This is a genomic window from Burkholderia sp. Ac-20365 (assembly GCF_017104715.1).
Lineage (GTDB): Bacteria > Pseudomonadota > Gammaproteobacteria > Burkholderiales > Burkholderiaceae > Paraburkholderia.
This window is the reverse complement of record NZ_JAAGPI010000024.1, coordinates 1-21,777: the sequence shown is the minus strand read 5'-3', so window position 1 is coordinate 21,777 and position 21,777 is coordinate 1. Positions and strand designations below refer to the sequence as shown.

Annotated in this window: 21 protein-coding genes; 13 read left to right on the top strand and 8 right to left on the bottom strand. The window is 62.1% G+C overall.

What is annotated here, in order from left to right; all coding sequences use genetic code 11:
• Positions 1-7: 7 nt before the first annotated feature.
• Positions 8-2,380 (top strand): tetratricopeptide repeat protein, encoded by a 2,373-nt coding sequence (locus G3O01_RS30140; RefSeq protein WP_205810251.1) that lies wholly within the window; start codon positions 8-10, stop codon positions 2,378-2,380.
• Between the two features lie 43 nt (positions 2,381-2,423).
• Positions 2,424-4,856, top strand: coding sequence for a glycosyltransferase family 41 protein (locus G3O01_RS30135; protein WP_205810250.1), 2,433 nt, complete (start codon positions 2,424-2,426; stop codon positions 4,854-4,856).
• A 163-nt stretch (positions 4,857-5,019) separates the two neighbouring features.
• On the opposite strand, the gene G3O01_RS30130 is transcribed toward G3O01_RS30135, so the two are convergent.
• From G3O01_RS30130 to G3O01_RS30120, 3 genes are all read right to left on the bottom strand, one after another.
• The gene (locus G3O01_RS30130; protein WP_205810249.1) at positions 5,020-5,313 is read right to left on the bottom strand and encodes a flagellar protein FliT; all 294 of its coding nucleotides are present in this window, start codon (positions 5,311-5,313) and stop codon (positions 5,020-5,022) included.
• 33 nt (positions 5,314-5,346) lie between these two features.
• A complete protein-coding gene (gene fliD / locus G3O01_RS30125; RefSeq protein ID WP_205810248.1) occupies positions 5,347-6,774 on the bottom strand; it encodes a flagellar filament capping protein FliD in 1,428 nt (475 codons plus the stop codon).
• A 163-nt stretch (positions 6,775-6,937) separates the two neighbouring features.
• Positions 6,938-7,756: a flagellin domain-containing protein gene (locus tag G3O01_RS30120; RefSeq protein WP_205810247.1), complete on the bottom strand. Its 819-nt coding sequence runs from the start codon at positions 7,754-7,756 to the stop codon at positions 6,938-6,940.
• A gap of 240 nt (positions 7,757-7,996) precedes the next feature.
• Between G3O01_RS30120 and G3O01_RS30115 the strand changes: the two genes are divergently transcribed.
• Complete coding sequence (locus G3O01_RS30115; RefSeq protein ID WP_205810246.1) at positions 7,997-8,938, top strand: aldo/keto reductase; 942 nt, start codon at positions 7,997-7,999, stop codon at positions 8,936-8,938.
• Between the two features lie 296 nt (positions 8,939-9,234).
• Positions 9,235-9,447, top strand: coding sequence for a 30S ribosomal protein S21 (gene rpsU / locus G3O01_RS30110; protein ID WP_006050883.1), 213 nt, complete (start codon positions 9,235-9,237; stop codon positions 9,445-9,447).
• 125 nt (positions 9,448-9,572) lie between these two features.
• On the opposite strand, the gene G3O01_RS30105 is transcribed toward rpsU, so the two are convergent.
• Together G3O01_RS30105 and G3O01_RS30100 are read right to left on the bottom strand one after the other, a co-directional pair.
• A complete protein-coding gene (locus G3O01_RS30105; protein WP_205810245.1) occupies positions 9,573-9,998 on the bottom strand; it encodes a hypothetical protein in 426 nt (141 codons plus the stop codon).
• A gap of 441 nt (positions 9,999-10,439) precedes the next feature.
• Positions 10,440-11,042 (bottom strand): DNA-3-methyladenine glycosylase I, encoded by a 603-nt coding sequence (locus G3O01_RS30100; protein ID WP_205810244.1) that lies wholly within the window; start codon positions 11,040-11,042, stop codon positions 10,440-10,442.
• Between the two features lie 151 nt (positions 11,043-11,193).
• On the opposite strand from G3O01_RS30100, the gene G3O01_RS30095 reads away from it, so the two are divergent.
• Together G3O01_RS30095 and G3O01_RS30090 are read left to right on the top strand one after the other, a co-directional pair.
• Complete coding sequence (locus G3O01_RS30095) at positions 11,194-12,078, top strand: BadF/BadG/BcrA/BcrD ATPase family protein (protein ID WP_205810243.1); 885 nt, start codon at positions 11,194-11,196, stop codon at positions 12,076-12,078.
• Positions 12,079-12,169: 91 nt separating this feature from the next.
• Positions 12,170-12,991, top strand: coding sequence for a Cof-type HAD-IIB family hydrolase (locus tag G3O01_RS30090; protein WP_205810242.1), 822 nt, complete (start codon positions 12,170-12,172; stop codon positions 12,989-12,991).
• A gap of 139 nt (positions 12,992-13,130) precedes the next feature.
• Here G3O01_RS30090 and G3O01_RS30085 read toward each other — a convergent pair whose 3' ends face one another.
• The gene (locus G3O01_RS30085; RefSeq protein WP_205810241.1) at positions 13,131-13,433 is read right to left on the bottom strand and encodes a hypothetical protein; all 303 of its coding nucleotides are present in this window, start codon (positions 13,431-13,433) and stop codon (positions 13,131-13,133) included.
• 370 nt (positions 13,434-13,803) lie between these two features.
• The gene (gene aqpZ, locus G3O01_RS30080) at positions 13,804-14,553 is read right to left on the bottom strand and encodes an aquaporin Z (protein ID WP_205810240.1); all 750 of its coding nucleotides are present in this window, start codon (positions 14,551-14,553) and stop codon (positions 13,804-13,806) included.
• A gap of 290 nt (positions 14,554-14,843) precedes the next feature.
• Here aqpZ and G3O01_RS30075 point away from each other — a divergent pair, with 290 nt between their 5' ends.
• Positions 14,844-15,146, top strand: coding sequence for an H-NS histone family protein (locus tag G3O01_RS30075; RefSeq protein ID WP_205810239.1), 303 nt, complete (start codon positions 14,844-14,846; stop codon positions 15,144-15,146).
• Positions 15,147-15,459: 313 nt separating this feature from the next.
• On the opposite strand, the gene G3O01_RS30070 is transcribed toward G3O01_RS30075, so the two are convergent.
• Positions 15,460-16,524: a glycosyltransferase family 4 protein gene (locus G3O01_RS30070; RefSeq protein ID WP_205810238.1), complete on the bottom strand. Its 1,065-nt coding sequence runs from the start codon at positions 16,522-16,524 to the stop codon at positions 15,460-15,462.
• A 672-nt stretch (positions 16,525-17,196) separates the two neighbouring features.
• On the opposite strand from G3O01_RS30070, the gene flhD reads away from it, so the two are divergent.
• The 6 genes from flhD to G3O01_RS30040 form a co-directional block, all read left to right on the top strand.
• Positions 17,197-17,517, top strand: a complete 321-nt coding sequence (gene flhD, locus G3O01_RS30065; protein WP_205810237.1) for a flagellar transcriptional regulator FlhD — start codon at positions 17,197-17,199, stop codon at positions 17,515-17,517.
• A 131-nt stretch (positions 17,518-17,648) separates the two neighbouring features.
• Positions 17,649-18,260, top strand: coding sequence for a flagellar transcriptional regulator FlhC (flhC, locus tag G3O01_RS30060; RefSeq protein WP_205810236.1), 612 nt, complete (start codon positions 17,649-17,651; stop codon positions 18,258-18,260).
• A 160-nt stretch (positions 18,261-18,420) separates the two neighbouring features.
• A complete protein-coding gene (gene motA, locus G3O01_RS30055; protein ID WP_205810235.1) occupies positions 18,421-19,281 on the top strand; it encodes a flagellar motor stator protein MotA in 861 nt (286 codons plus the stop codon).
• Positions 19,282-19,293: 12 nt separating this feature from the next.
• On the top strand, positions 19,294-20,394 hold the full coding sequence (gene motB, locus G3O01_RS30050) for a flagellar motor protein MotB (protein WP_205810234.1): 1,101 nt from the start codon (positions 19,294-19,296) through the stop codon (positions 20,392-20,394).
• 69 nt (positions 20,395-20,463) lie between these two features.
• The gene (locus G3O01_RS30045; protein ID WP_205810233.1) at positions 20,464-20,826 is read left to right on the top strand and encodes a response regulator; all 363 of its coding nucleotides are present in this window, start codon (positions 20,464-20,466) and stop codon (positions 20,824-20,826) included.
• Positions 20,827-20,899: 73 nt separating this feature from the next.
• On the top strand, positions 20,900-21,777 hold an 878-nt coding region (locus G3O01_RS30040; RefSeq protein ID WP_205810232.1), incomplete at its 3' end, for an Hpt domain-containing protein.

Below are 21,777 nucleotides of genomic sequence, written 5' to 3'. Positions count from 1 at the left end.
TTTGAACATGCACGACATTCCGGGCCTTCTGAACGCCGCGCTCTCGCATCATCAGGCGGGGCGGCTCGCCGACGCGCAGACGCTCTACGATGCCATTCTGCAAGCCGAGCCGACGCAGTCCGATGCGCTGCACTTTTCAGGACTGCTCGCGTGCCAGACGAATCGCGCGGACGCGGGCATTGCGTTGATGCGCGCGTCGATAGCGGCCAATCCGAACGCCGTCTATTACAACAATCTGGGTAACGTGCTGCTCGGGCGACGGCAATTCGGCGATGCCATCGAAGGCTACCGCCACGCGGTGATGCTGCGCCCCGACTATGCGGAGGCGCACAACAATCTCGGCAATGCACTGCGCGAAGCTGGCGACGCACACGCGTCCATGCTCAGTTGCGCGAAGGCGATCGAGTTGCGCCCCGACTACGCCGAGGCGTTCAACAATCTCGGCAACGCACTGAAGGATCTCGGCGATCTCGACAATGCGGTGCTCGCGTATGGCAAAGCGGTGTCGTTCCGGCCCGACTACGCGGACGCGTTCAGCAACCTCGCGCGCGCACAGGCGGGGAGAGGCAATGCGGACGAATCGATCGCCGCGTTCCGCCGCGCAATCGCACTCGATCCGAACCGTGTCGACAGTTACGACAGTCTTGCGGCACTGCTGCACGCGAGCGGCGCCACGGACGCGGCAATCGACGTGCTGCGCCGCGCCGCGCAACTCGATGCGGCGGATGCCGCGCGTCATCGCAAGCTTGCGCAATGGCTGTGCGCGCGCCGGCGCTGGGACGAAGCGGCGCAGGCGTTGACGAGCGCGGTGCAACTCGCGCCGAACGAGGCGCAGGGCTATGTCGATCTTGGCGAGGCATACGAACAGGGCGACAAGCTCGACGCTGCAATCCTCTGTTATCGGAGCGCGACCGAACTCGCACCGCGGGATGCGCATGCGCATCACCGGCTGGCCGTTGCACTGCTCAAACAGCGCCGCGCCGATGAAGCACTCGCGAGCGCGGAAAAGGCGGCCGCGCTCGATCCGCATTCGGCCGTGCCGCATGTGAATCTCGGTGACGTGTTGAGCGTGCTCGGCGACGCGGAAGGCGCGATCGCGAGTTACCGGCGCGGCATCGAACTCGACGGTGAAATGGAGCTGGCGCACAACCGCCTGCTATTCGATCTCGCCACTCACGCGCCGACGCCGCTGTCCGTCACACTGGCCGCCGCGCGCGACTTCGGCGCGCGCATGGCTGCCCGCGCGCACCGCTGCGAGCATCCGGCGCCGCGCGACGATGGACGCAAGCTGCGCATCGGTTTCGTGTCCGGCGATCTGCAGCTGCATCCCGTGGGCATCTTCATCGAATCGGTGATGGAGCATTTTGCGGACGACAGCTTCGGTCTGTTCGCGTATTCGACGCGCGCCAAGGAAGACGACATCACGGCGCGCCTGAAGCCGCGCTTCACTGCATGGCGCAGTCTCGCCAACGTGCCCGACGCACAGGCCGTGCAGATGATTCGCGACGATCGCATCGACATCCTGGTCGATCTGTCAGGCCACACGGTGCACAACCGTTTGCCCATGTTCGCGTGGAAACCGGCGCCTGTGCAGGTGAGCTGGCTCGGTTACTTCGGTACGACGGGCCTGAAAGAAATCGACTACGTGCTTGGCGATCCGCATGTATTGCCTGTCGACGAAGAATCGCACTACGTCGAAAAGACATGGCGGCTGCCCGACAGCTATCTCTGTTTTACGCCGCCTGCGGACGACGTCGCCGTCGGCCCGCTGCCGATGATGCACAACGGACATGTGACGTTCGGTTATTTCGGCAAGCTCGTGAAGATCACGCCGAACGTGATTGTGGAATGGTCGCGCATTCTTCATGCGCTACCGGGCGCGAGGCTGATGATGAAATCCCACGAACTCGGCGCGGAGCATGCGCGCCGTTCGACGGCGGAGAAGTTCGCGGCGCAGGGCATCGACGCGTCGCGTCTGGTTTTCGAGGGCGGCTCGCCGCGCAGCGAGTATCTCGCCGCGTACAACCGCGTCGACATCATGCTGAGCCCGTTTCCGTATCCGGGCGGCACGACCACGGCGGAAGCATTGTGGATGGGCACGCCCGTCGTCGCGCTCAAGGGCGATCGCTTTGTCACGCATATCTGCGAGAGCGTGCTGCATGCAGCCGGACTAGGCGAATGGATCGCGCGCGACGAACACGAGTACGTCGCGCTGGCGAGCCAGTGGGCGACGCAGCGCGAGCACCTCGCCGCGTTGCGCGCGGGCTTGCGCGCGCAGACGCTCGCGTCGCCGCTGTGCGACGCGCAGCGCTTTGCGAAGCATCTCAAGGCGGCATTCGAGGGCATGTGGGCGCAGTACGTCGCGACGCACGCGCAATGACGCGCGCCGGGCGCGCCCGCCTCTGAAGAATCAAAGGATCACTGTGGATCATTCAAACCTTCTCAACACCGCGCTCGCGCATCACCAGGCCGGCCGGCTCGCCGAAGCCAAGTCGATCTACGATCAGATCCTGCAGGGCAATCCGCGTCATCCGGATGCGCTGCATTTCCTCGGCTTGCTCGCCTGCCAGATCCAGCAGCACGACGCCGGCATCACGCTGATGCGCGAATCGATCGCGATTCTGCCGAACGCGATCTACTACAACAATCTGGGTAACGCGCTGCGCGAGCACGGTCAGCTGAAACAGGCGATCGACGGCTACCGCGAAGCGGTTGCGCTCAATCCCGGCTACGCGGAAGCGCACAACAATCTGGGCAATGCATTGCGCGAGGACCGTCAGCCGGATAAGGCGATGCACAGTTGCGCGCAGGCGATCGAACTGCGGCCTGGTTACGCCGAGGCCTACAACAATCTGGGCAACGCACTGAAGGATCTTAACGAGATCGACAGCGCAGTGCTCGCGTACCGAAAGGCGATTTCGTTCCGGCAGGACTACGCGGACGCGCTTAACAACCTCGGCAACGCGCTGATGGAGCAAGGCAAATACGACGAGGCGATCGACAGCTATCGCCGCGCAATTGCCCTCGACCCGAACCGCGCGTTGATGCACAACAGCCTCGGTACGCTGCTGCTCGCGCGCGGCGATCTCGCCGATGCCGCGGCCAGTCTTCGCAGGGCAGTCGATCTCGATCCCGAGCGGCCCGGCGTGCACAACAATCTGGCCAACACGCTGCGCGACATGGGCGAGCTGGAAGCCGCCAGGGCGCATTACTCGCAGGCGCTGCAACTCGCGCAGGGTATCGTCGATTCCTATCTGACCGGCACGCCCATCGCGCCTGGCCGTTCGACCGAGCCGCGCCTGACGCTGGCCGAAGCCTACGCGATGCTCGGCAATGCATGGTATGGGCTGTATCGCTACGACGAAGCGATCGAGAGCTATCTGCGCGCGGTCGCGCTCGCGGACGACGATGCCGAAGTGCACCACAATCTCGCCGTCGCCTATCTGAAGACGGATCGCCCGGCCGATGCGCTGCGCTACGCGCACAAGGCGCTCGAGTTGAAGGCCGGCTCGTCGCGGATGCACATCAATCTCGGCGACGTGTTGCGCTCGCTCGGCGAACTCGAAGCCGCCGCGAACAGTTACAGAAGCGCGATCGAGCGCTCGCCCGATGCCGATGTCGCGCATACGGCGCTGCTGTTTTGCGAGGCGAGCATGTCACAGCGGCCGGTCGTCGACTATCTCGCCGACGCCGTGTATTTCGGCGAGCGTATCGCCGCACACGTCACGCAGTTCACGCATGCGCGCACGCCGCGCGGCACGCGGCCGCTGCGTGTCGGCTTCGTATCGGGCGATCTGCGCACGCATCCCGTTGGTATCTTTACGGAAAGCGTGTTGCGCTACATCGATCCGTCGCGGGTCGAACTGATCGCGTATCCGACCAACGATATCGAAGACGAAACGACACAACGTCTGAAGCCGCTTTTCGATGTCTGGACACCGTTGTGGAAGCTGTCGCGCGACGCCGCGGCTCAGAAGATCTTCGATGACGGCATCGACATTCTGCTCGACATGGCCGGTCATACGGCATTCAACCGCTTGCCCGTGTTCGCGAAGAAACCCGCGCCCATTCAGGTGACGTGGCTCGGCTTCTTTGCATCGACGGGGATCGGACAGATCGATTACGTGCTCGGCGATCGTTACGTGCTGCCGCCGGAAGAAGCCCATCACTTCATCGAAAAGCCGTGGCGTCTGCCCGACGGCTATCTTTGCATGACGCCGCCTGACGCCGATGTGTCCGTCGGACCGTTGCCGATGCTCACGAATGGCTTCGTCACGTTCGGCTATCTCGGCAAGCTCGCGAAGATGACGGACGACGTGATCGATCTGTGGGCGCGCGTGATGCACGAGGTGCCCGGATCGCGCCTGCTTGTGAAGGCGCACGAACTCGACCGCAAACATGCCGTCGACGCCACACTCCGGCGCTTCGCAGCGCGTGACATCGATGCTTCCCGACTCGTGCTCGAAGGCGGGGCGAAGCGCAATGAATACTTCAGGTCGTATCATCGCGTCGATGTCGTGCTCAGCCCTTTCCCCTATCCGGGCGGCACGACGACAGCGGAAGCACTGTGGATGGGCGTGCCCGTGGTGGCGATGAAGGGCGACCGCTTTCTCGGCCATATCTGCGAAAGCGTGTTGCATTCGGCGGGCTTCGGCGAATGGATCAGCAGCGACGCGGCGGGCTATATCGCGAAGGCGAGCGAGCTGGCGGCCAATCCTGATTCTCTCGCGACGCTGCGCGCGCGCTTGCGGGAACACGTGCTTGCATCGCCGATGTGCGACGCGCGCCGTTTCGCGCGCAACTTCGAGGACGCGCTGGAAGGCATGTGGCGCGTGTACGAGGAAGGCGCCAGCTAATCTGTTTCGTTGCGACGTACGCTGCGGTTGCGCATTCATGCCGCAATCGCGGCGCTCATCTGTCGCCAAAGCGGCAGACGAAAAAAAAGCTGCATCGCTGCAGCTTTGTCAATCCGCGCAGTTCTTTTTGACTACGTCGCGCGGCGTTCTTCAGATCGTTTGGTCAGAGCATGCCCGTCGTGTGATACAGGCTCACTGACTTGATGCGCCGCAGTGCATCGCCATGCCGTTCGGCAAGACGGTCCATGCCGACACGCGTCTGCTCCGTGATGCCTGCGTCGATGCGCTGGATCGCGCGGATCTTTTCGAGCGCTTCCGGCGTTTGTTCCGGCTGCAGCGACATCAGCAGCGGCGAGCGTTCTTCGACGATGGCCGACGCGCGCGGCCAGTCTTGTTGCGAAACCGCCGCTTCGAGAGCGTGGGTCAGGTCCAGTGCGCGAGTCAGCGAATCGTTCATCGTGAGTTCCATTAAGCAGCGTGTGTGTACGCGTTACTTCGAGTTCAGCGAACCCGTCAGCCCGCCGCCGCCGAACAGCTGGTTCAGGTACTGCGTGTTGTTCTGCATCTGCGACATCAGCGTATTCAGCGCGGTGAACTGCGCGTTGTACTGGTCGGTGAGTGTGGACTGATAGTTCGTCAGCTGCGTGGCCTGGTCCGACAGATTGCTCAGGTCCGTGTTCAGTGCCTGCGTGCGCTGGTCGATCGTGCCGCTCGATTGCGTGTACGTGTTGATGAACGAGTTCAGCGTCGTGCCGATACCGTTCGTCGTGTTGAACACGGCTGAGACAGCCGAACTGTTGCTCGTCAGCGCGGTTTGCAAGGTCGTTGCGTCGACGGACAGCGTGCCGTCGTGCTGCAGGTCGATACCGATCGCCGACAGGCTGAACGTCTTGCCGCCAGCGGTGATGCCACCGCCGATCAGGCCGCCGAGACCGTTCGTGATCGTGTTCGTCATCGCGTCGCCGAGCAGCGGACCGGCTTGCGAGCCCGTTGCCTGCGTCGAGTCCCACGTGAGGCCCGTGGCCGTCGTGATGTAGTTGTTGTACGCGGTGACGAAGTCATTGATCGATTTCGTCGACGCGGTCGTGTCGTTGGTGATCGAGATCGTCTGCGTGCTGTTCGCCGACGCGCCCGAAATGTCGATGGTCACGCCCGTGAGCGCCGACGTGATCGTGTTGCTCGCGCTCGTGATGGCGTTGCCGTCGAGCGAGAACTGGGCGTCTTTGGCTGCCGCGACCTGCGTGAAGCTGGCCGTGTTCAGGCCCGCGTCGACGCCGGCGCCGGCAGAAACCGAAACGGTGTTGGCCGCGCCCGTCTGCGTCGAGGTGAGTACCAGATGCTGGCCGTCCGCCGCCGTGATAACGGCAGCCGATACGCCCGGATTGTTGTTCGCCGAGTTGATCGCGGTGGCGATGCTCGCCAGCGTATCCGTCGACGAGACGTTGATCTGCATGGAGTTGCTGCCGACGCCGACCGTCAGCGTGCCGCTGCCGAGGCTCGCGCCCGAAGCGTAAGCCTGCGAGGAAATCTTGTTGGCCGTCGCAATATTGGTGACCTGCAACGAATAGTTGCCAGCCACTGCGCCTTTGCCAGGTGCAGCCGTAGCCGTCACGCCCGTGCCGCTGACCGCGACCGCGAGCTGGTTGAGCGCCGTGCCGTCCGACAGGCCGCTGAGCGCGGTCTGCAGCGACGAGAGCGCCGATTTGAGCTTGCCGATTGCGGACAGTTCCGCATTGTCGGAGGTCTGCTTCGTCGTGATTGCCGACGATTGGCCTGCCGTTTTCGCCGTGACGAGCGCGGATACCAGCGAGTCGACATCGAGGGTCGACTTGGTCGAGCCACTGATAATGGACTGTGCCGCCTGCTGCAGCAGCGAGGAGACGTCAGTTGATGAAGTCGAGGTCGACGTGGTGGTCATGCTGGTGCTCCAATGGGCGAAACGGGATGCGGTTTGTTCATGGCTTTTAAATGCATGATGGGAGGCGAGCCTCCCAACCATGCGATCCAGTTGCGTACCGAAGCCGGGCGCAAGCCGCGGCTTCGGAGCGCGGCGCCTTGCTGCGCGCCGCTAGTCGTCACTCTTACTGGAGGAGCTTCAGAACCTGTTGCGGCATCGAGTTCGCTTGCGCGAGAACCGAGATACCTGCTTGTTGCAGAACCTGAGCCTTCGACAGGTTCGCCGTTTCCGTCGCGAAGTCTGCGTCGGTGATCTGCGAACGTGCTGCGCTCATGTTCGTTGCTTGCGTGTTCGTCGTCGAGATTGCAGCAGCGAACGTGTTCTGCGTTGCACCCAGCGTTGCCTGGAAGGTATTGACGCTCGTCAGAACCGAGTCGATCGTGCTCATGGCTGCCTGCGCGCCCGATGCCGTCGAAACCGACACGCCGCTCACGCCGAGGCTGCCCGAATCCCACTTCTGCGTGCCGAAGTTTGCCGTGATCTGCTGGCCGTTGAATGCGCCGATCTGGAAGTTGACCGAGCCGATGCCGTTCAGGACCGATTGGCCGTTGAACGTCGTTTGTTGCGCGACGCGGGTGATTTCCGTCAGACGGGTCGACACTTCCGACTGGAGGTTAGCCAGTGCGTTCGAGTCGAGCGAGCCGTCGCCTGCTTCCACTGCCAGCTGGCGAATACGTTGCAGGTTGTCGACGATCGATTGCAGCGCGCCGTTCGTGGTCGAAACCATCGAAATACCGTTGTTGGCGTTAGCTGCACCTTGCGTCAGTGCGTTGATCGATGCCGTTTGCGACGTCGAGATCGCCAGACCAGCCGCGTCGTCAGCAGCGGTGTTCACACGCTTGCCCGACGACAGGCGGTTGATCGCCTGCGACAGCGCGCTTTGTGAACCCGACAGGTTGTTCTGCGCGGTCAGCGAAGCGATGTTGGTGTTGATATTCAGCATTTTGCGTCCTCGTTTGTAAAACGCCTCGGATGTAGGCTGTTTTGGCTCGGCGTCGCGCTGGACTGAATGCATTGCGCCGCCGCCTGTCCTGGTTGACGGCGTGGTCAGAAGAAAACTTTAGGGGCGATCTCGCGAAATTTGGGGGCGTATGGTCGCCAGGGAGCGTGCGCCGGTGCGCCTGTGACAAATGTCAAGAGGGCGTATTCTGGTTGGCCCGCTATCTTTGCCCGTGGAGATCTCATGCAAAAACGCACTCTCGGCACGTCGCAATTGCAGGTCGCGCCGCTGATGTTCGGCGGCAATGTGTTCGGCTGGACAGCCGATGAAGCCACCTCGTTTTCGATCCTCGACGCCTTCGCCGACGCGGGCCTGAATTTCATCGATACAGCCGACGTCTATTCGGCCTGGGTATCCGGCAACCGCGGCGGGGAATCGGAGACGATCATCGGCAAGTGGTTCGCGAAGTCGGGCAAACGCGACCAGATCGTGCTGTCGACCAAGGTCGGCATGCTGGGAAGCCGTAAGGGATTGTCGGCGGGCAATATCCGCGCGGCCGTCGAAGATTCGCTGCGGCGCCTGCAGACGGACTACATCGACGTCTATTTCTCGCATCTCGACGACGAAGAGACGCCGCTCGCGGAAACGCTGGGCGCGTATCAGCAGTTGATCGAGGCGGGCAAGGTGAGGGTGATCGGCGCGTCGAATTACGGCGGCGCGCGCCTGCAGGAGGCGCTGCAGATCGCGCGCGACAACGGTCTGCCGCAGTATCAGGTGATCCAGCCGGAGTACAACCTGTACGACCGCGCTGCCTACGAAACCGATCTCGAACCGTTCGCGCTGGCGCAGCGGCTGGGCGTGGTCTGCTATTACAGCCTCGCGAGCGGCTTTCTGTCAGGCAAATACCGGTCGCGCGACGATCTGTCGAAAAGCGCGCGTGGTGGAAAGGTCGAGAAATATCTGAATGAGCGCGGTTTCACGATCCTCGATGCGCTCGACGCAGTGGCGGGGCGGCACGGCAGCACGCCGGCAGCGGTGGCGCTCGCATGGCTGATCGCCAGGCCGAGCATCACGGCGCCGATTGCCAGCGCAACGTCCGTCAAACAGCTGGAAAGTCTTGTCGCAGCAGTGCATTTGACGCTAACGGACGCCGATTTGCGCACGCTCGACGATGCAAGTGCCTGAGCAGAATCGTTAAAATGCTGGTCTGAAAAGCAATTTCCTGGTATGATCGGGAGTGAATTGAGATCTTTGCTCGTTTCGTCATGGGTTACTGGTGGCGAAACGCTAGCTAGGCGCGGCGCCGCAACGTGCGCTGCCCGCGTTTCGCGGTGAACTCCCACCTCTCTTTTCCGGCCTCCGTGGCCGCATTGCCTCTCGTTTCAGTTGTGCTTTGCCAGATCTGGGACGACCGGAGGGCCGGCGCGTGAGTGGGCCGACCGCCACGCCATTAACCGTATCAAAGCGTTTTTAGGAATTACATGACGACGATTCTTCTGAAGGAAAACGAGCCGTTCGAAGTGGCAATCCGCCGCTTCCGCCGCGCAATCGAAAAGAATGGCCTGATCGCAGAACTGCGTGAGCGCCAATCGTACGAAAAGCCGACGACGGCACGTAAGCGCAAGAAGGCAGCTGCAGTGAAGCGCCTGCACAAGCGCCTGCGCAGCCAGATGCTGCCGAAGAAGCTGCACTAAGCACGCTTCCAGGCACGCGAAAGCACGCCAACGGCGGTGTGAGCTTCGAAAGAAGCCACACCGCCGTTTTTCATTTGTGCACCTGGATTTGACGCGCGAGAGTCCGCGCGTCCTGAGTTCGAGAATCAGGCTGCCGTTCGCGCGCGCTCGTCGGAGACGCCGAACTGGCGGGCAATCGAGCGCAGGCGGTCACGCCATTCCCATGTACCGAAAACATCGTGAACGTTCTGCAGACAGCTGAGCAGATCGACTGTGGCGGGATCGTAGATATTCAGGCGCGAACGCAGTAACGCTTTCTTGAGCGCGGCAACGCCGACGTCCATATACAACGGCACTTCGGAAGGCGTTTTGCCGATGTATCGAACGGGAATGCCCTCCATCGCGGTCATATAGTCACGCGGATGGATAAAGCTGCCGACCGGGCAGCCGCCGCAATAGCCGCGGTAGGCGCCGCCACCGCGCGGCAGCAACGCCGCGCGGCCCTGGCCGAACAGATGATCGACGGCCCGGTCGAAAATTTCCTGATGCGTCAGGAAGTTATGATTTTTCATGTTGGTCTCCCCCCGCGCGATGCGCAGCGGTCATTCGTTTTCGGTGCAATGGGCGACAGTATCCCTTCGCGCATCCACGCTCCAAGCCACAACGAGAGCGGTAAATACCGTCCAATTCGCGGCTTGCGAGGCGCGCCACACACCAGCGACTCCGTTGACGCCCGGCTGACTTCCCCGTCCGGAGGTGCGTCGAACGACATCGCATGCATCAGTTATAACGAGCGAAACGAGGTACAGGTCAACCGTTGTGTGGGCTAGCGCTCAATCCGTCGCGGATGGCAGTTGCCTCGCATACTGGCTCGTGCTGGAAAGCCTTGTGGGAAGCGGGTCTACACGTGACGCTGTGCAGCAGGTCGTGTCCGCTCGAGGCGGGCACGATTAAGCCATGTGTTGCAACGAAACGACACGTATTCGCTATCTGCCCCGTGCCCACGCCGCGCGTCATTTCGCGCTTTTCTTGCGGCCTTTCTTCCCCAGTGAAGCGCAGCGCGAATAGCAGGCGCAATCGGTCTGGTGATCGTTGACCATGCCCACTGCCTGCATGAAGGCATAGCAAATGGTTGTGCCGACAAATTTGCAGCCGTAGCCTTTGAGCGCCTTACTGAGCGCATCGGACACTTCCGTCGACGCGGGCGCGTGCTGATAACTCTTCCACGCGTTCTGGATCGGGGTGTTGTCGACGAATGACCACACGAAATCCGCTAACGACCCGTGTTCCGCCTGAATCTGCTTCACCGCTTTGGCATTGGTAACCGTGGATTCGATCTTGCCGCGATGGCGCACGATACCTTCATCGAGCACGAGCGCGTCGATCTTTTGCGGCGTGTAGCGGGCGACCTTGTCGATATCGAAGTTCGAGAAGGCGCGCCGGTATCCCGCGCGCTTGTTCAGAATCGTCGACCACGACAGACCCGCCTGCGCGCCTTCGAGCGTCAGCATCTCGAACAGATGCTGGTCATCGCGCGAAGGGACGCCCCACTCGGTGTCGTGATAGTGTGCGAGCGCTTCGCTCGTCGTCGCCCAGTTGCATCGTTGCTCCGTCACGTTCAGGCTCCTGCTTGTCTGGTTGATCGCCCGTCGATCGGGCCACGCCAGCTTAGCGGAACGGGCGGCTGTCGCAACCTGGCCATTCGGCCGATTGTCGCAAGCCACGAGACCTGCCACGCTATGCGGTAACACTTCCGAGAGCAAATCGATGAATCAAGACCTCTATCTGATCGGCGTCGACGGTGGCGGCACCGGCACGCGCGTCGTGCTGGCGAACGCCGCAGGACAGGAACTCGCGCAAGGCACGGCAGGCCCGTCGGGCCTCGCGCTCGGTGTCGAGCGCGCGTGGGAAGCGATCCTGGCGGCAAGCGCGCAAGCGTGCGAGCGGGCCGGCATCGCGGCAGACTGGCCGCGCTTTGTGCTCGGCTGCGGGCTTGCAGGCGTCAACAACCGTGAATGGCTGGCGGCGTTTCGCGCGAAGGCGCCCGCGCTTGCCGGACTTGCAATAGAAAGCGACGCCTATTCGACCTTGCTCGGCGCGCACGGCGGCGAGCCGGGCGTGATCGTCGCGCTGGGAACGGGCAGCGTCGCGGCCGTGCTCGATCGCGACGGTCAAAGCCGGATGGTCGCCGGCTACGGCTACCCATCTGCCGATGAAGCCGGCGGCGCATGGCTCGGCCTGCGCGCCATCGTGCACGCGCAGCAGGCGCTGGACGGCCGCGTTCCCGCCGATGAACTGTCGCAGGCCTTGCTCGCGCACGTCGGCGCAACGGACCGCGACGGGCTGGTGGTCTGGCTGTGCGACGCGAACCAGACTGCTTACGCGAGCCTCGCGCCCGTCGTCGTCGCGCATCGTGCACATCCATTTGCCGCACAGTTGCTGAACGAAGCGGGGCAGGAAATCGGCAAGATGATCGCCGCGCTCGATCCTTCTGGCACCTTGCCCGTCGCGCTGTGCGGCGGGCTGGGCAAGCCACTGAGCGAGTATGTGCCTGCGGCGTATCGCGGGCGTCTGCGCGCGCCGCTTTCGGATTCAGCGCACGGCGCGCTGCAAATGGCCCGGCGGGAGGCCGAACGCGTTAGCGGCGCGTGACGGGCGGCGGGAGCGACTCGGGCGGAAACCGAAGGCAGCGCGCCGCGAGGCGATAAAATAGAGGTTTTCTGCCGCCGTCTGCCGCCTACCCATGTACAAAGTCATCGCAAGTGATCTGGATGGAACGCTCCTGAACAGCAACCATCAGGTCGACCCGTTCACGATCAGCACGGTGCGTGCGCTCGAAGCGCAGGGCATACACATCGTGATTGCGACAGGGCGCCACTATTGCGACGTCGCCGGCATTCGCGACGTGCTGGGTATCCGGCCGTATCTGATCACGTCGAACGGTGCGCGCGTCCATTCGCCCGACGACGAAATGATCTTCGCCGACGACCTCAAGGCGAACGTCGTCCAGCAACTGGTGACGCCGGAGATCGTCGGCGAGCATGGGCGCGTGATCGTCAATCTGTTTGCCGACAGGGAGTGGCTGATCGATCGCGACGCGCCCGAGTTGTTGCGCTATCACCAGGACTCGGGTTTCACGTACAACGTGATGGATCTGCAGAAGCACGACGGCGCGGATATCGCGAAGGCGCTGTACATCGGCGATCCAAAGGATCTCGCGGTGATCTCGACCAATCTCGAGCAGACGTTTGGTGAGGATCTGTACGTTACATACTCGCTGCCGGACTGCCTCGAGGTGATGTCGGCCAATGTATCGAAGGGACGCGCGCTGCAGTTCGTGCTCGACCGGCTGGATGTGCCGGCAGCGAAGTGCATCGCTTTCGGCGACAACATGAACGACATCGATATGCTCGAAACGGCGGGCCATCCGTTCATGATGAACAACGCGAACCCCGACCTCATCAAGCGTCTGCCGAACGTGCCGCGCATTGGCAACAACTTCGAAGCGGGTGTTGCGCATCATCTGCGCAAGCTGTTCGAAGTCGACGGCGAACTGACGTCGTAAATCCGGGCGTCGAATGCACATGGCGCGCTTCCGTGAGGGGAAACGCGCCATGAAGAAGAGGCTTGCTCACCCGCAGCCAACGGGCTGGAATCAAGCGGCCCGGAATCAAGCCTATTCACGCCATCAAAGCCGCGAGCGCTTAGTCTCGATAGCCGCCGCGGTGGTTGTCATTCCAGCGGTTACCGTTGTTCCCGTCCCATCGGTTGCCGTGGTCCCAGCGGCCCCGGTTCCAATCGCGGTCATGTCGATATCCGTCATAACGGCGGTCGCCGCCCCAATATCGGTTGCCGTAGTACACCGGCTGCGGCGCGGGCGCGACGTAGGCAGGCGCAGGCGCGCCGAGCGACAGGCCGATGCTCAGATTCGTATGCGCCTGTGCGACACCGCATGCGCCGGCGGCGAGGCCAGCAGCGACGAGCATGTGAGTGACGATGCGCTTCATTGTGTTTCTCCTGTGAATGCGGCGTGTTTGCCGTACAGGTTCAATCTACGCGCGGCGAGCGTGCGCCACTGCGACAGGATGTTACTAAGTGAAAGCATGCAATGCCGGCGTCCGGGGCGAATTGCGGCACCTGCGCAATCCTCTACGGATGGGGCCGCGCGCGCCGCAAGCAAACGCCTGTGTAGCGCGGAACAGGGCGGAATCGCCCTTTCGAAAACCTGAATGCTTTCTTTAATAGCGGTGAATATGACCGTAAACCGGCCTTACATTTGAACCATCTATTAATGTTGAAGCGCTTCGCCAGAGAGCCTCAGAAACGGAAACGGGGCGCCGAAGCGCCCCGTTTTCACCTGAATCGGCTAGCCGGTAATCAGGCCGTCACGCGCACACGCTCTGATTCAACGACTTGCTGCGCACTGCCCGCAACCATCGGATAGACGATGCCGGCGATCACGGCGCCGAAAATCGGCGCAATCCAGAAGAGCCAAAGTTGATCGACGGCAGCGCCGCCCACGAACAGTGCCGGCCCCGTCGAACGCGCCGGATTCACCGAGGTATTGGTGACGGGAATCGAGATCAGATGGATCAGCGTGAGGCACAGGCCGATTGCGATCGGTGCAAAGCCAGCGGGCGCGCGTTTGTCCGTCGCGCCAAGGATCACGAACAGGAAGAACGCCGTCATCACCGTCTCGCAGACGAACGCAGCCGTCAGCGCGTAGTGGCCCGGCGAGCGTTCGCCGTAGCCGTTGCTCGCAAAGCCATTTGCAACCAGATGGAAATCCGGATTACCCGAAGCGATAACGGACAGCACATACGCGCCAAGCACGGCGCCGAGCACCTGAGCCACGACATAGGGAATGACGTCGCGCGCCGGAAAACGCCCGGCAACAGTCAGGCCGACGCTCACGGCGGGATTCAGATGGCAGCCGGAGATATGGCCGATGGCATAAGCCATGGTCAGCACAGTCAGGCCGAAAGCGAGCGACACGCCAACGAAGCCAATGCCGAGTCCGTGAACAGGGCCAGCGAAGTTTGCTGCAAGGACGGCGCTGCCGCAGCCACCGAGGACGAGCCAGAAGGTGCCGAACAGCTCCGCGGCCAGACGCTTGGAGAGGTTCATCGTGTGTAATCCTAATAAGTACGTGGGATTCAAGGACGAGAGCGCATGCGCCACCCGGCACTTGGGAGCGCAAATTTTAAGCAACGTTGCACAAAAGCACTGTCAAGAATTGTCATTCACGAACGCGGAATTATTTCGCGATAAAAGACCGGTAACTTGAACGATTCAGTGATCTTTTATAAATACTCAGACGAAAACTTTCGATAGCGCGGTATTAGCCGCCATTGCGAATTTCGTTAGTATTGGCTAATCTCCGTGCTAACCACTTTTAGAAAAAGAGGGGAGCCCAAATGTCACAATACGCAGATCTGAAGGCACAAATTGCCCGCTTGCAGGCTGAAGCGGACGAAGCACGACGCAGTGAAGTCGGCAATGTGATTGCCGAAATCCGCCAGAAAATAGCCGAGTACGGCCTTAGCGCGCATGATCTCGGTTTTGCCGAGGCGGCACGCCGGGGACGCCCGCCCAAGAAGGCGCCGCTGCCCGCAAAGTATCAGGATCCGAAGTCGGGAAATACGTGGAGCGGCCGGGGAAAGCCGCCCAAGTGGATTGCCGGCAAGAATCGCGACCGCTTTCTGATCGGCGCTGTGTAATTCGGACGAAGGCCGAAAGCCACTTGAAGGTGATCCGGCCAAATGCGCCACTTTCCAGTTTCGGTTAATGCTCGGTAAGGCGTCAGAAGCTCGGGGATAGCTTCATTCTTTAAAGACGCAATGCCGTGCAATGAGAAAGCGCTTCCATTGCCGGTACGCTACCGAACGCTGGAAAAGAAAAAGCCGCCTGGGGAGGCGGCTTTTTCGTGTGAGCGATGCATTAAAACTGTCTTTGAATGATCGCGCAAACGTTCAAGTGAACAAATTACGCGATATTCACGGCATCGGCAGAGTTGACCGGCATTCCGGGCAATCAGCCCACGGCCACCCGGCGCAGCATCGGACGGCGCGTCGCTTCGAGCAGCGCGCTATAGCTGTCGACATAGTTCTGCGCCATGATCTTCGAGCTGAAGCGGCGTTCGAACTGCGCGCGGATTTCCGTGCGCGACAGATCGTCGATACGTTGCAGCGCGGCGACCGCGCCTTGCACGTCTTCGCAGATGAAACCCGTCACGCCGTGATCGATCACTTCCGGCACCGAGCCGCGGTTGAACGCGATTACCGGCGTGCCGCACGCCATCGACTCGATCATCACCAGGCCGAACGGCTCCGACCAGTCGATCGGGAACAGCAGCGCCTTCGCGCCTGACAGGAATTCCGGCTTCTGTGCTTCGTTGATCTCGCCGATGAACTCGACGTGCGCCTGCGACAGCAGCGGTTCGATCTGCGTCTTGAAGTATTCCTGGTCGACCTTGTCCACCTTGGCGGCGATCTTCAGCGGCAAACCGCTTTGTGCAGCGATCTTGATGGCTGTATCGACGCGCTTTTCCGGACAGATGCGGCCGAGAAACGCGAGGTATTCCGGCTTCTTGCTGGTTTGCGGCGTGAGCAGCTGGTCCGGCAGGCCGTGGTAAATCGTGTTGAGCCAGTTGGCCTGCTGCAGCGGCAGACGCTGCGAATCCGAAATCGAGATGACCGGTGCGTCGCTGAACGTGTCGAACACCGGTTGCAGTTCCGGCAGATCCAGACGGCCGTGCAGCGTCGTCACGAACGGCGTGTCGAGCGTCGAAAACAGCGGGAACGGCAGGTAGTCGAGGTGAAAGTGCAGCACGTCGAATTCATGCGCGATCTTGCGCACGCGCTCCAGCAGCACCATGTGCGGGGCGAGCGCGTCGCGGACCGTCGGGTCCAGACGCAGGGCGCGCGGCCATGCGGCTTCCAGCTTCGCGGACGTCACCGAATCGCCGCTCGCGAACAGCGTCACATCGTGACCCAGATCGACCAGGGCTTCGGTCAGATACGACACGACGCGTTCTGTGCCGCCATAGAGTTTCGGTGGGACAGCTTCGTACAACGGTGCGATTTGTGCGATTCGCATGCGTGATCTCCTATTGCTGAGGGGCTTCGCGCTGCGGTGCCTGCGTGTGGCGTAAACCGCGGAAGCCTGTCGGACGGTTGGGCGCGGTGTGCCGCCGCCCTGGCAGGAAGCCCGATGGGGTTATCCCTAGGTCTCATTATCGGGATCGCGAGCGCCAATTCGAGCTATTTTTCAAACACTTAACGTTGTTACAGCGCGAAACATGATGCGTAACAAGTCCGCCGTTGCTGCCGGAAAGCGGGCTGGCATGGGCATCGGGAGAATATCCGCCGCACTTCGGACAGTTTGACGCAGCATGCTGCACATCCATTTCGTCCGATGATTTTGTACGCCGCCCAACATTCCGATGCGAATTTCGCTTGGTTCCGGCTCGAATATGGGCGCATAATCCGCTTCCCAAACCTTTCACGCGTGAACTGCGTGTAAGCCATCCAGCGCATTCAGCGCGCCGTTGTTCTCCAAAATCCCCGTCTCGAAATTTTGTAGGAAAAAGACCTACAGAAATCCTGGATTTTTCCGTCAAATAGTCAGGGTGTATGTCCGATTTTCGTCGGCTGGCCCTTTAGCGAAAATGCACGCTAACCATAAGCGTGCCGTTCGTGGTTTTTTTTAACGCGAGCGAGCAAACGTTTTACGACGGCCTGACCAGCCAGATTTGAATCGGGGGATTCAATGAGCACTCAAAGTGACATGCTCAATGAAATTAGGGAAGTGAACCTGTCCTATCTGCTTCTCGCGCAGCGCCTGCTGCGTGAAGACAAGCCTATGGGCATGTTCCGCATGGGCATCTCGGAGCAGCTCGCCGACGTGCTCGCCAACCTGTCGCTCGCACAGACTGTCAAGCTGGCCTCATCGAACCAGATGCTGTGCCGCTTCCGCTTCGACGACCACCAGATCCTTTCGTCGCTCGCCGACAAGGGGAAATCGACGGCCGTCGCTCAGGCGCACTCCGCCATCCTGATGGCGGGCCAACCCGTCGAACAGATCGGCTGAGACTGACTTGCGCCCGGCGCTCGCGCGCCCGGACTGACGCAACCATACGCGCGCCGGCAACGGCGCTTTTATCGTTTTTCCGGCCGCTCGCGCTGGCGGGAAAACGACAACGGACGCGGGAAGCGAGGCGGATGGCACAAAAAAGCGTGGTGCTCGAAGTCAGGGAAATCACCCTGGCGATTGAACTGATCGAACTCGGCGCGCGTCTGCAGTTGCTCGAAGCCGAGACGACGCTGTCGCGCGACCGGCTCATCAAGCTGTACAAGGAAGTGAAGGGCGTCTCGCCGCCCAAGGGCATGCTTCCGTTCTCGACCGACTGGTTCATGACGTGGCAGCCGAACATACACTCGTCGCTGTTCTACAACGTCTACAAATTCATGTCGGGGCTGGGCCGCTGCGAGACGATCCAGTCGATCGTCAAGTCTTACCGGCTCTACCTCGAACACGTGAGCATGCACCACGACGAGCCGGCGCTCAGCCTGACGCGCGCGTGGACGCTGGTGCGCTTCTTCGACTCCGGCATGCTGCAGATGACGTCATGCACGCGCTGCCGCGGACAATTTGTCGCACATGCGCACGATCCGCAGCACAGCTTCGTATGCGGTTTGTGTGCACCGCCGTCGCGCGCCGGTAAGACCCGGAAAGCCGCCGACGCACGCTTCGACGAAGCGCAGGCGGCCCTTGGCGCGCCGCTCGAGGAATCGCTCGAAGTCTTGCAGGAAGGCGTTGTCACGGCCGTCTGACGGCCCGCGCGCACGCTCGCCGCGCGGGCTCCGGCATGCGAGCGGCATCACTCTGGTTAACACCCCCCTCATCGCGCGTCCAATACGCCAAAGTTTTCCGATTGCTTGCCGTAAACCTGAATAACGACGGTCTCCCGTCGCTTTTCGTGAGGGCTCGGCAGTGCTGATTTTCGTGGGAACACTCGTTACGCTGTTGTCCGTCTTCGGCGGCTATGCGCTGGAGGGCGGCCACCTGGGCGCGCTCATGCAGCCCGTCGAAGTGCTGATGATCGTGGGCGCGGGTCTCGGTGCGTTCATCCTCGGCAATGGGATGAAGACAATCAAGGCTACGTTGCGCGTGATTCCGACGCTGTTCAAAGGCGCCAAGTACAACAAGGACGTTTACATGGAGCTGATGGCGCTCCTCTATGTTCTGTTGGCGAAGGCGCGCAAGGAGGGCACGCTCACGCTCGAAGCGGATATCGATGATCCGCAGAAGAGCCCGATCTTTACGCAATACCCGAAGATTCTTGCAGACCATCACATCGTCGAATTTTTGACGGACTATCTGCGCCTGATGGTCGGCGGCAACATGAATGCGTTCGAGATCGAAAGCCTGATGGACGAAGAGATCGAAACGCACCACACCGAGGGCGAAGCGCCCGCGCATGCGCTGAACAAGGTTGGCGACGCGATGCCCGCATTCGGTATCGTCGCGGCCGTGATGGGCGTGGTGCACACGATGGCCTCGGCCGACAAGCCGCCCGCAGTGCTCGGCGAAATGATTGCGCAGGCGCTGGTCGGTACGTTCCTCGGCATTTTGCTGTCGTACGGTCTGATTGGCCCGCTCGCGAGCGTCGCTGAACAGCGCGTGACCGAGTCGACCAAGATGTTCCAGTGCATCAAGGTGACGATTCTCGCCAGCCTGAACGGTTATGCACCCGCGATCGCCGTCGAATTCGGCCGCAAGGTGCTGTTCTCGACCGAGCGTCCGTCGTTCGCCGAGCTGGAAGAACACGTTCGCCGCGTGAAGGCCAAATAAGGAACGCGGGCGATGAGCAAGGACAAAGACCGCGCAATCGTTGTCAAGCGCGCCGCGCCGAAGAAGGGCGGCCATCACGGCGGCGCGTGGAAGCTCGCGTATGCGGACTTCATGACCGCGATGATGGCGTTCTTCCTGCTGATGTGGCTGTTGAGCTCGGCCTCGACGGTGCAGCTGAAGGGCATCGCCGATTACTTCAACCAGCCGCTGAAGATCACGCTGTGGGGCGGCGATCGCAGCGCGGTCGATTCCAGCCAGATTCCCGGCGGCGGCCGCGACATCTCGACCGACAAGGACGGCATCACGCGTCAGACAGACGGTTCGACGAACCGCGCCGAGCACACGGCCGCACGCGCCGACGACCAGGCGATGCAGCAGTTGCAGGGCGCCGTCGAACGCCGCGAGCAGGTGCGTCTGCATGACCTGCAGGTCAAGCTGATGGCCGCGATCGAGGCGAACCCGGTGCTGCGCCAGTTCAAGCAGCAGATCCGTATCGATTCGACGCTGCAGGGCTTGCGCATCGAAATCGTCGACACGCAGAAGCGCCCGATGTTCGCGACCGCGCAGGCAATCGTGCAGCCGTACATGCACGACATCCTGCAGGCGATCGGCAACACGCTGAACGACGTGCCGAACCGCATCGTCGTGCAGGGTCACACCGACGCCGTGCCTTACGCGGGCGGCGAGAAGGGCTACAGCAACTGGGAACTGTCGGCGGACCGCGCGAACGCGTCGCGCCGCGAGCTGATCGCGGGCGGCATGGACGAAGCGAAGGTGCTGCGCGTGCTCGGTCTCGCGTCGACGCAGAACCTGAACAAGGCCGATCCGCTCGATCCGGAAAACCGCCGTATCAGCATCATCGTGCTGAACAAGCGCTCGGAAGATGCGCTGATGCAGGACGACTCGACGTCGACCACCTTGTCGAACGACGCGGCAGGCACGAACAAGCCGCTGCTGCAAAGGATTACCCAGCCGCCCGCCGTGCAACCCCAGACGCCGCCCGCGAAAGCGCCGCACGCGATGGAGAAGAGCACAGCGGAACCTGGCGCAGCTGCGCCAGGTGTGACGGAAGCAGCGGACAAAAGCGCGGCGCCTGCAACGGCGACGCAATGACAGATAGCGGATAACGGAAGCGCCGGCACCGGTGCGACCGCGATCCATCGTGAGCGCAGTGAGGATTGAATGATCAGGCACATTCTGGCAATCGACGATTCGGCATCGATGCGGCAAATCCTTGCCGCAACGCTGACGGGTGCCGGCTATCAGGTGACGCTCGCGGCCGACGGCGACGAAGGTCTCGAAAACGCGCTGGCGATGCCGTTCGATCTCGTGCTGACCGACCAGCACATGCCTGGCCGAACCGGTCTCGATCTGATCGCCGCACTGCGCGGCAACCCCGCTTATCGCACCACGCCGATCCTGGTCCTGACGACCGAATCCGGCGAGCCGTTCAAGGCGGCGGCGCGCGACGCGGGCGCCACCGGATGGATCGAAAAACCGCTCGACCCCGACATGCTGACCGAACTGGTCGCGGCGCTCGCCTGAGCGCGGCGGCAGCCAGACAGCAAACGATATATGGAAGCGGCATAGCAGCCAGGACTCTCGCGGTGACACACGCATGACACTCGACATCACTCAGTTCTACCAGACGTTCTTCGACGAAGCGGACGAGCTGCTCGCGCAGATGGAGCAGTTGCTCCTGAACCTGGACGTCGGCCATCCCGATCCCGAGGATCTGGCGGCCATCTTCCGCGCGGCTCACTCGATCAAGGGCGGCGCAGCCACCTTTGGCTTCACGGCGCTGACCGAGACGACGCACATTCTCGAATCGCTGCTGGACCGCGCACGCAACAACGAAATCGTGTTGCGCAAGGACATGATCGACACGTTCCTTGAAACCAAGGACGTGCTCTCGGGCCAGCTCGCCGACTATCGCGCGAGCGCCGAGCCGGATGCGGCCGTCGCGGCTGCGATCTGCGCGAAGCTCGAACTGCTGCACAAGGAAAGCAGCGGCGAAGCAGCCGCTGCAGCACCGGCTGCCGCGCAGGCGGCACCGGCAGCAGCGCCCGCCGCCGCGGAAGGGCGCACGCCGGAGCACGTGGTCGAACAGGCAGTAGAAGCCGCAGGCGAATGGGCAGACAACGATCCGGCACAGACCGGCGCTGCTGCATCCGATGCGGCTGCAGGACCCCATCTGAAAATTACGCTACGGGGCGTGGGGGAAAAGGACCAGGAACTGCTCACCGAAGAGTTGGGCAACCTGGGCCGTATCGTCGGACAGGTGAAGACAGGCAGCGATATCACGCTGTGGCTGGAATCCGATGTGTCGTCCGACGATATCGTCGCCGTGTGCTGTTTTGTGATCGACGAAAGTCAGATCCTGATCGGCCGCGGCGCGGCGCCGGCAAGCGGTGCGGAACAGGGTGCGCCTGGAGCATCCGACGCCGCGCAAAGCGAGCCGGCGAATGCGGGGGGCATGGCGGGCGGCGGCGCGGG

Bases quoted from the DNA above. Each gene is read 5' to 3' on its own strand.
- rpsU (WP_006050883.1), top strand. From the start codon at position 9,235: ATGACGACGATTCTTCTGAAGGAAAACGAGCCGTTCGAAGTGGCAATC.
- motB (WP_205810234.1), top strand. From the start codon at position 19,294: ATGAGCAAGGACAAAGACCGCGCAATCGTTGTCAAGCGCGCCGCGCCG.
- G3O01_RS30105 (WP_205810245.1), bottom strand. From the start codon at position 9,998: ATGAAAAATCATAACTTCCTGACGCATCAGGAAATTTTCGACCGGGCC.
- G3O01_RS30075 (WP_205810239.1), top strand. From the start codon at position 14,844: ATGTCACAATACGCAGATCTGAAGGCACAAATTGCCCGCTTGCAGGCT.
- flhC (WP_205810236.1), top strand. From the start codon at position 17,649: ATGGCACAAAAAAGCGTGGTGCTCGAAGTCAGGGAAATCACCCTGGCG.
- G3O01_RS30140 (WP_205810251.1), top strand. From the start codon at position 8: ATGCACGACATTCCGGGCCTTCTGAACGCCGCGCTCTCGCATCATCAG.
- G3O01_RS30045 (WP_205810233.1), top strand. From the start codon at position 20,464: ATGATCAGGCACATTCTGGCAATCGACGATTCGGCATCGATGCGGCAA.
- G3O01_RS30070 (WP_205810238.1), bottom strand. From the start codon at position 16,524: ATGCGAATCGCACAAATCGCACCGTTGTACGAAGCTGTCCCACCGAAA.
- fliD (WP_205810248.1), bottom strand. From the start codon at position 6,774: ATGACCACCACGTCGACCTCGACTTCATCAACTGACGTCTCCTCGCTG.
- G3O01_RS30090 (WP_205810242.1), top strand. From the start codon at position 12,170: ATGTACAAAGTCATCGCAAGTGATCTGGATGGAACGCTCCTGAACAGC.
- G3O01_RS30095 (WP_205810243.1), top strand. From the start codon at position 11,194: ATGAATCAAGACCTCTATCTGATCGGCGTCGACGGTGGCGGCACCGGC.
- G3O01_RS30130 (WP_205810249.1), bottom strand. From the start codon at position 5,313: ATGAACGATTCGCTGACTCGCGCACTGGACCTGACCCACGCTCTCGAA.
- G3O01_RS30115 (WP_205810246.1), top strand. From the start codon at position 7,997: ATGCAAAAACGCACTCTCGGCACGTCGCAATTGCAGGTCGCGCCGCTG.
- G3O01_RS30085 (WP_205810241.1), bottom strand. From the start codon at position 13,433: ATGAAGCGCATCGTCACTCACATGCTCGTCGCTGCTGGCCTCGCCGCC.
- aqpZ (WP_205810240.1), bottom strand. From the start codon at position 14,553: ATGAACCTCTCCAAGCGTCTGGCCGCGGAGCTGTTCGGCACCTTCTGG.
- G3O01_RS30120 (WP_205810247.1), bottom strand. From the start codon at position 7,756: ATGCTGAATATCAACACCAACATCGCTTCGCTGACCGCGCAGAACAAC.
- flhD (WP_205810237.1), top strand. From the start codon at position 17,197: ATGAGCACTCAAAGTGACATGCTCAATGAAATTAGGGAAGTGAACCTG.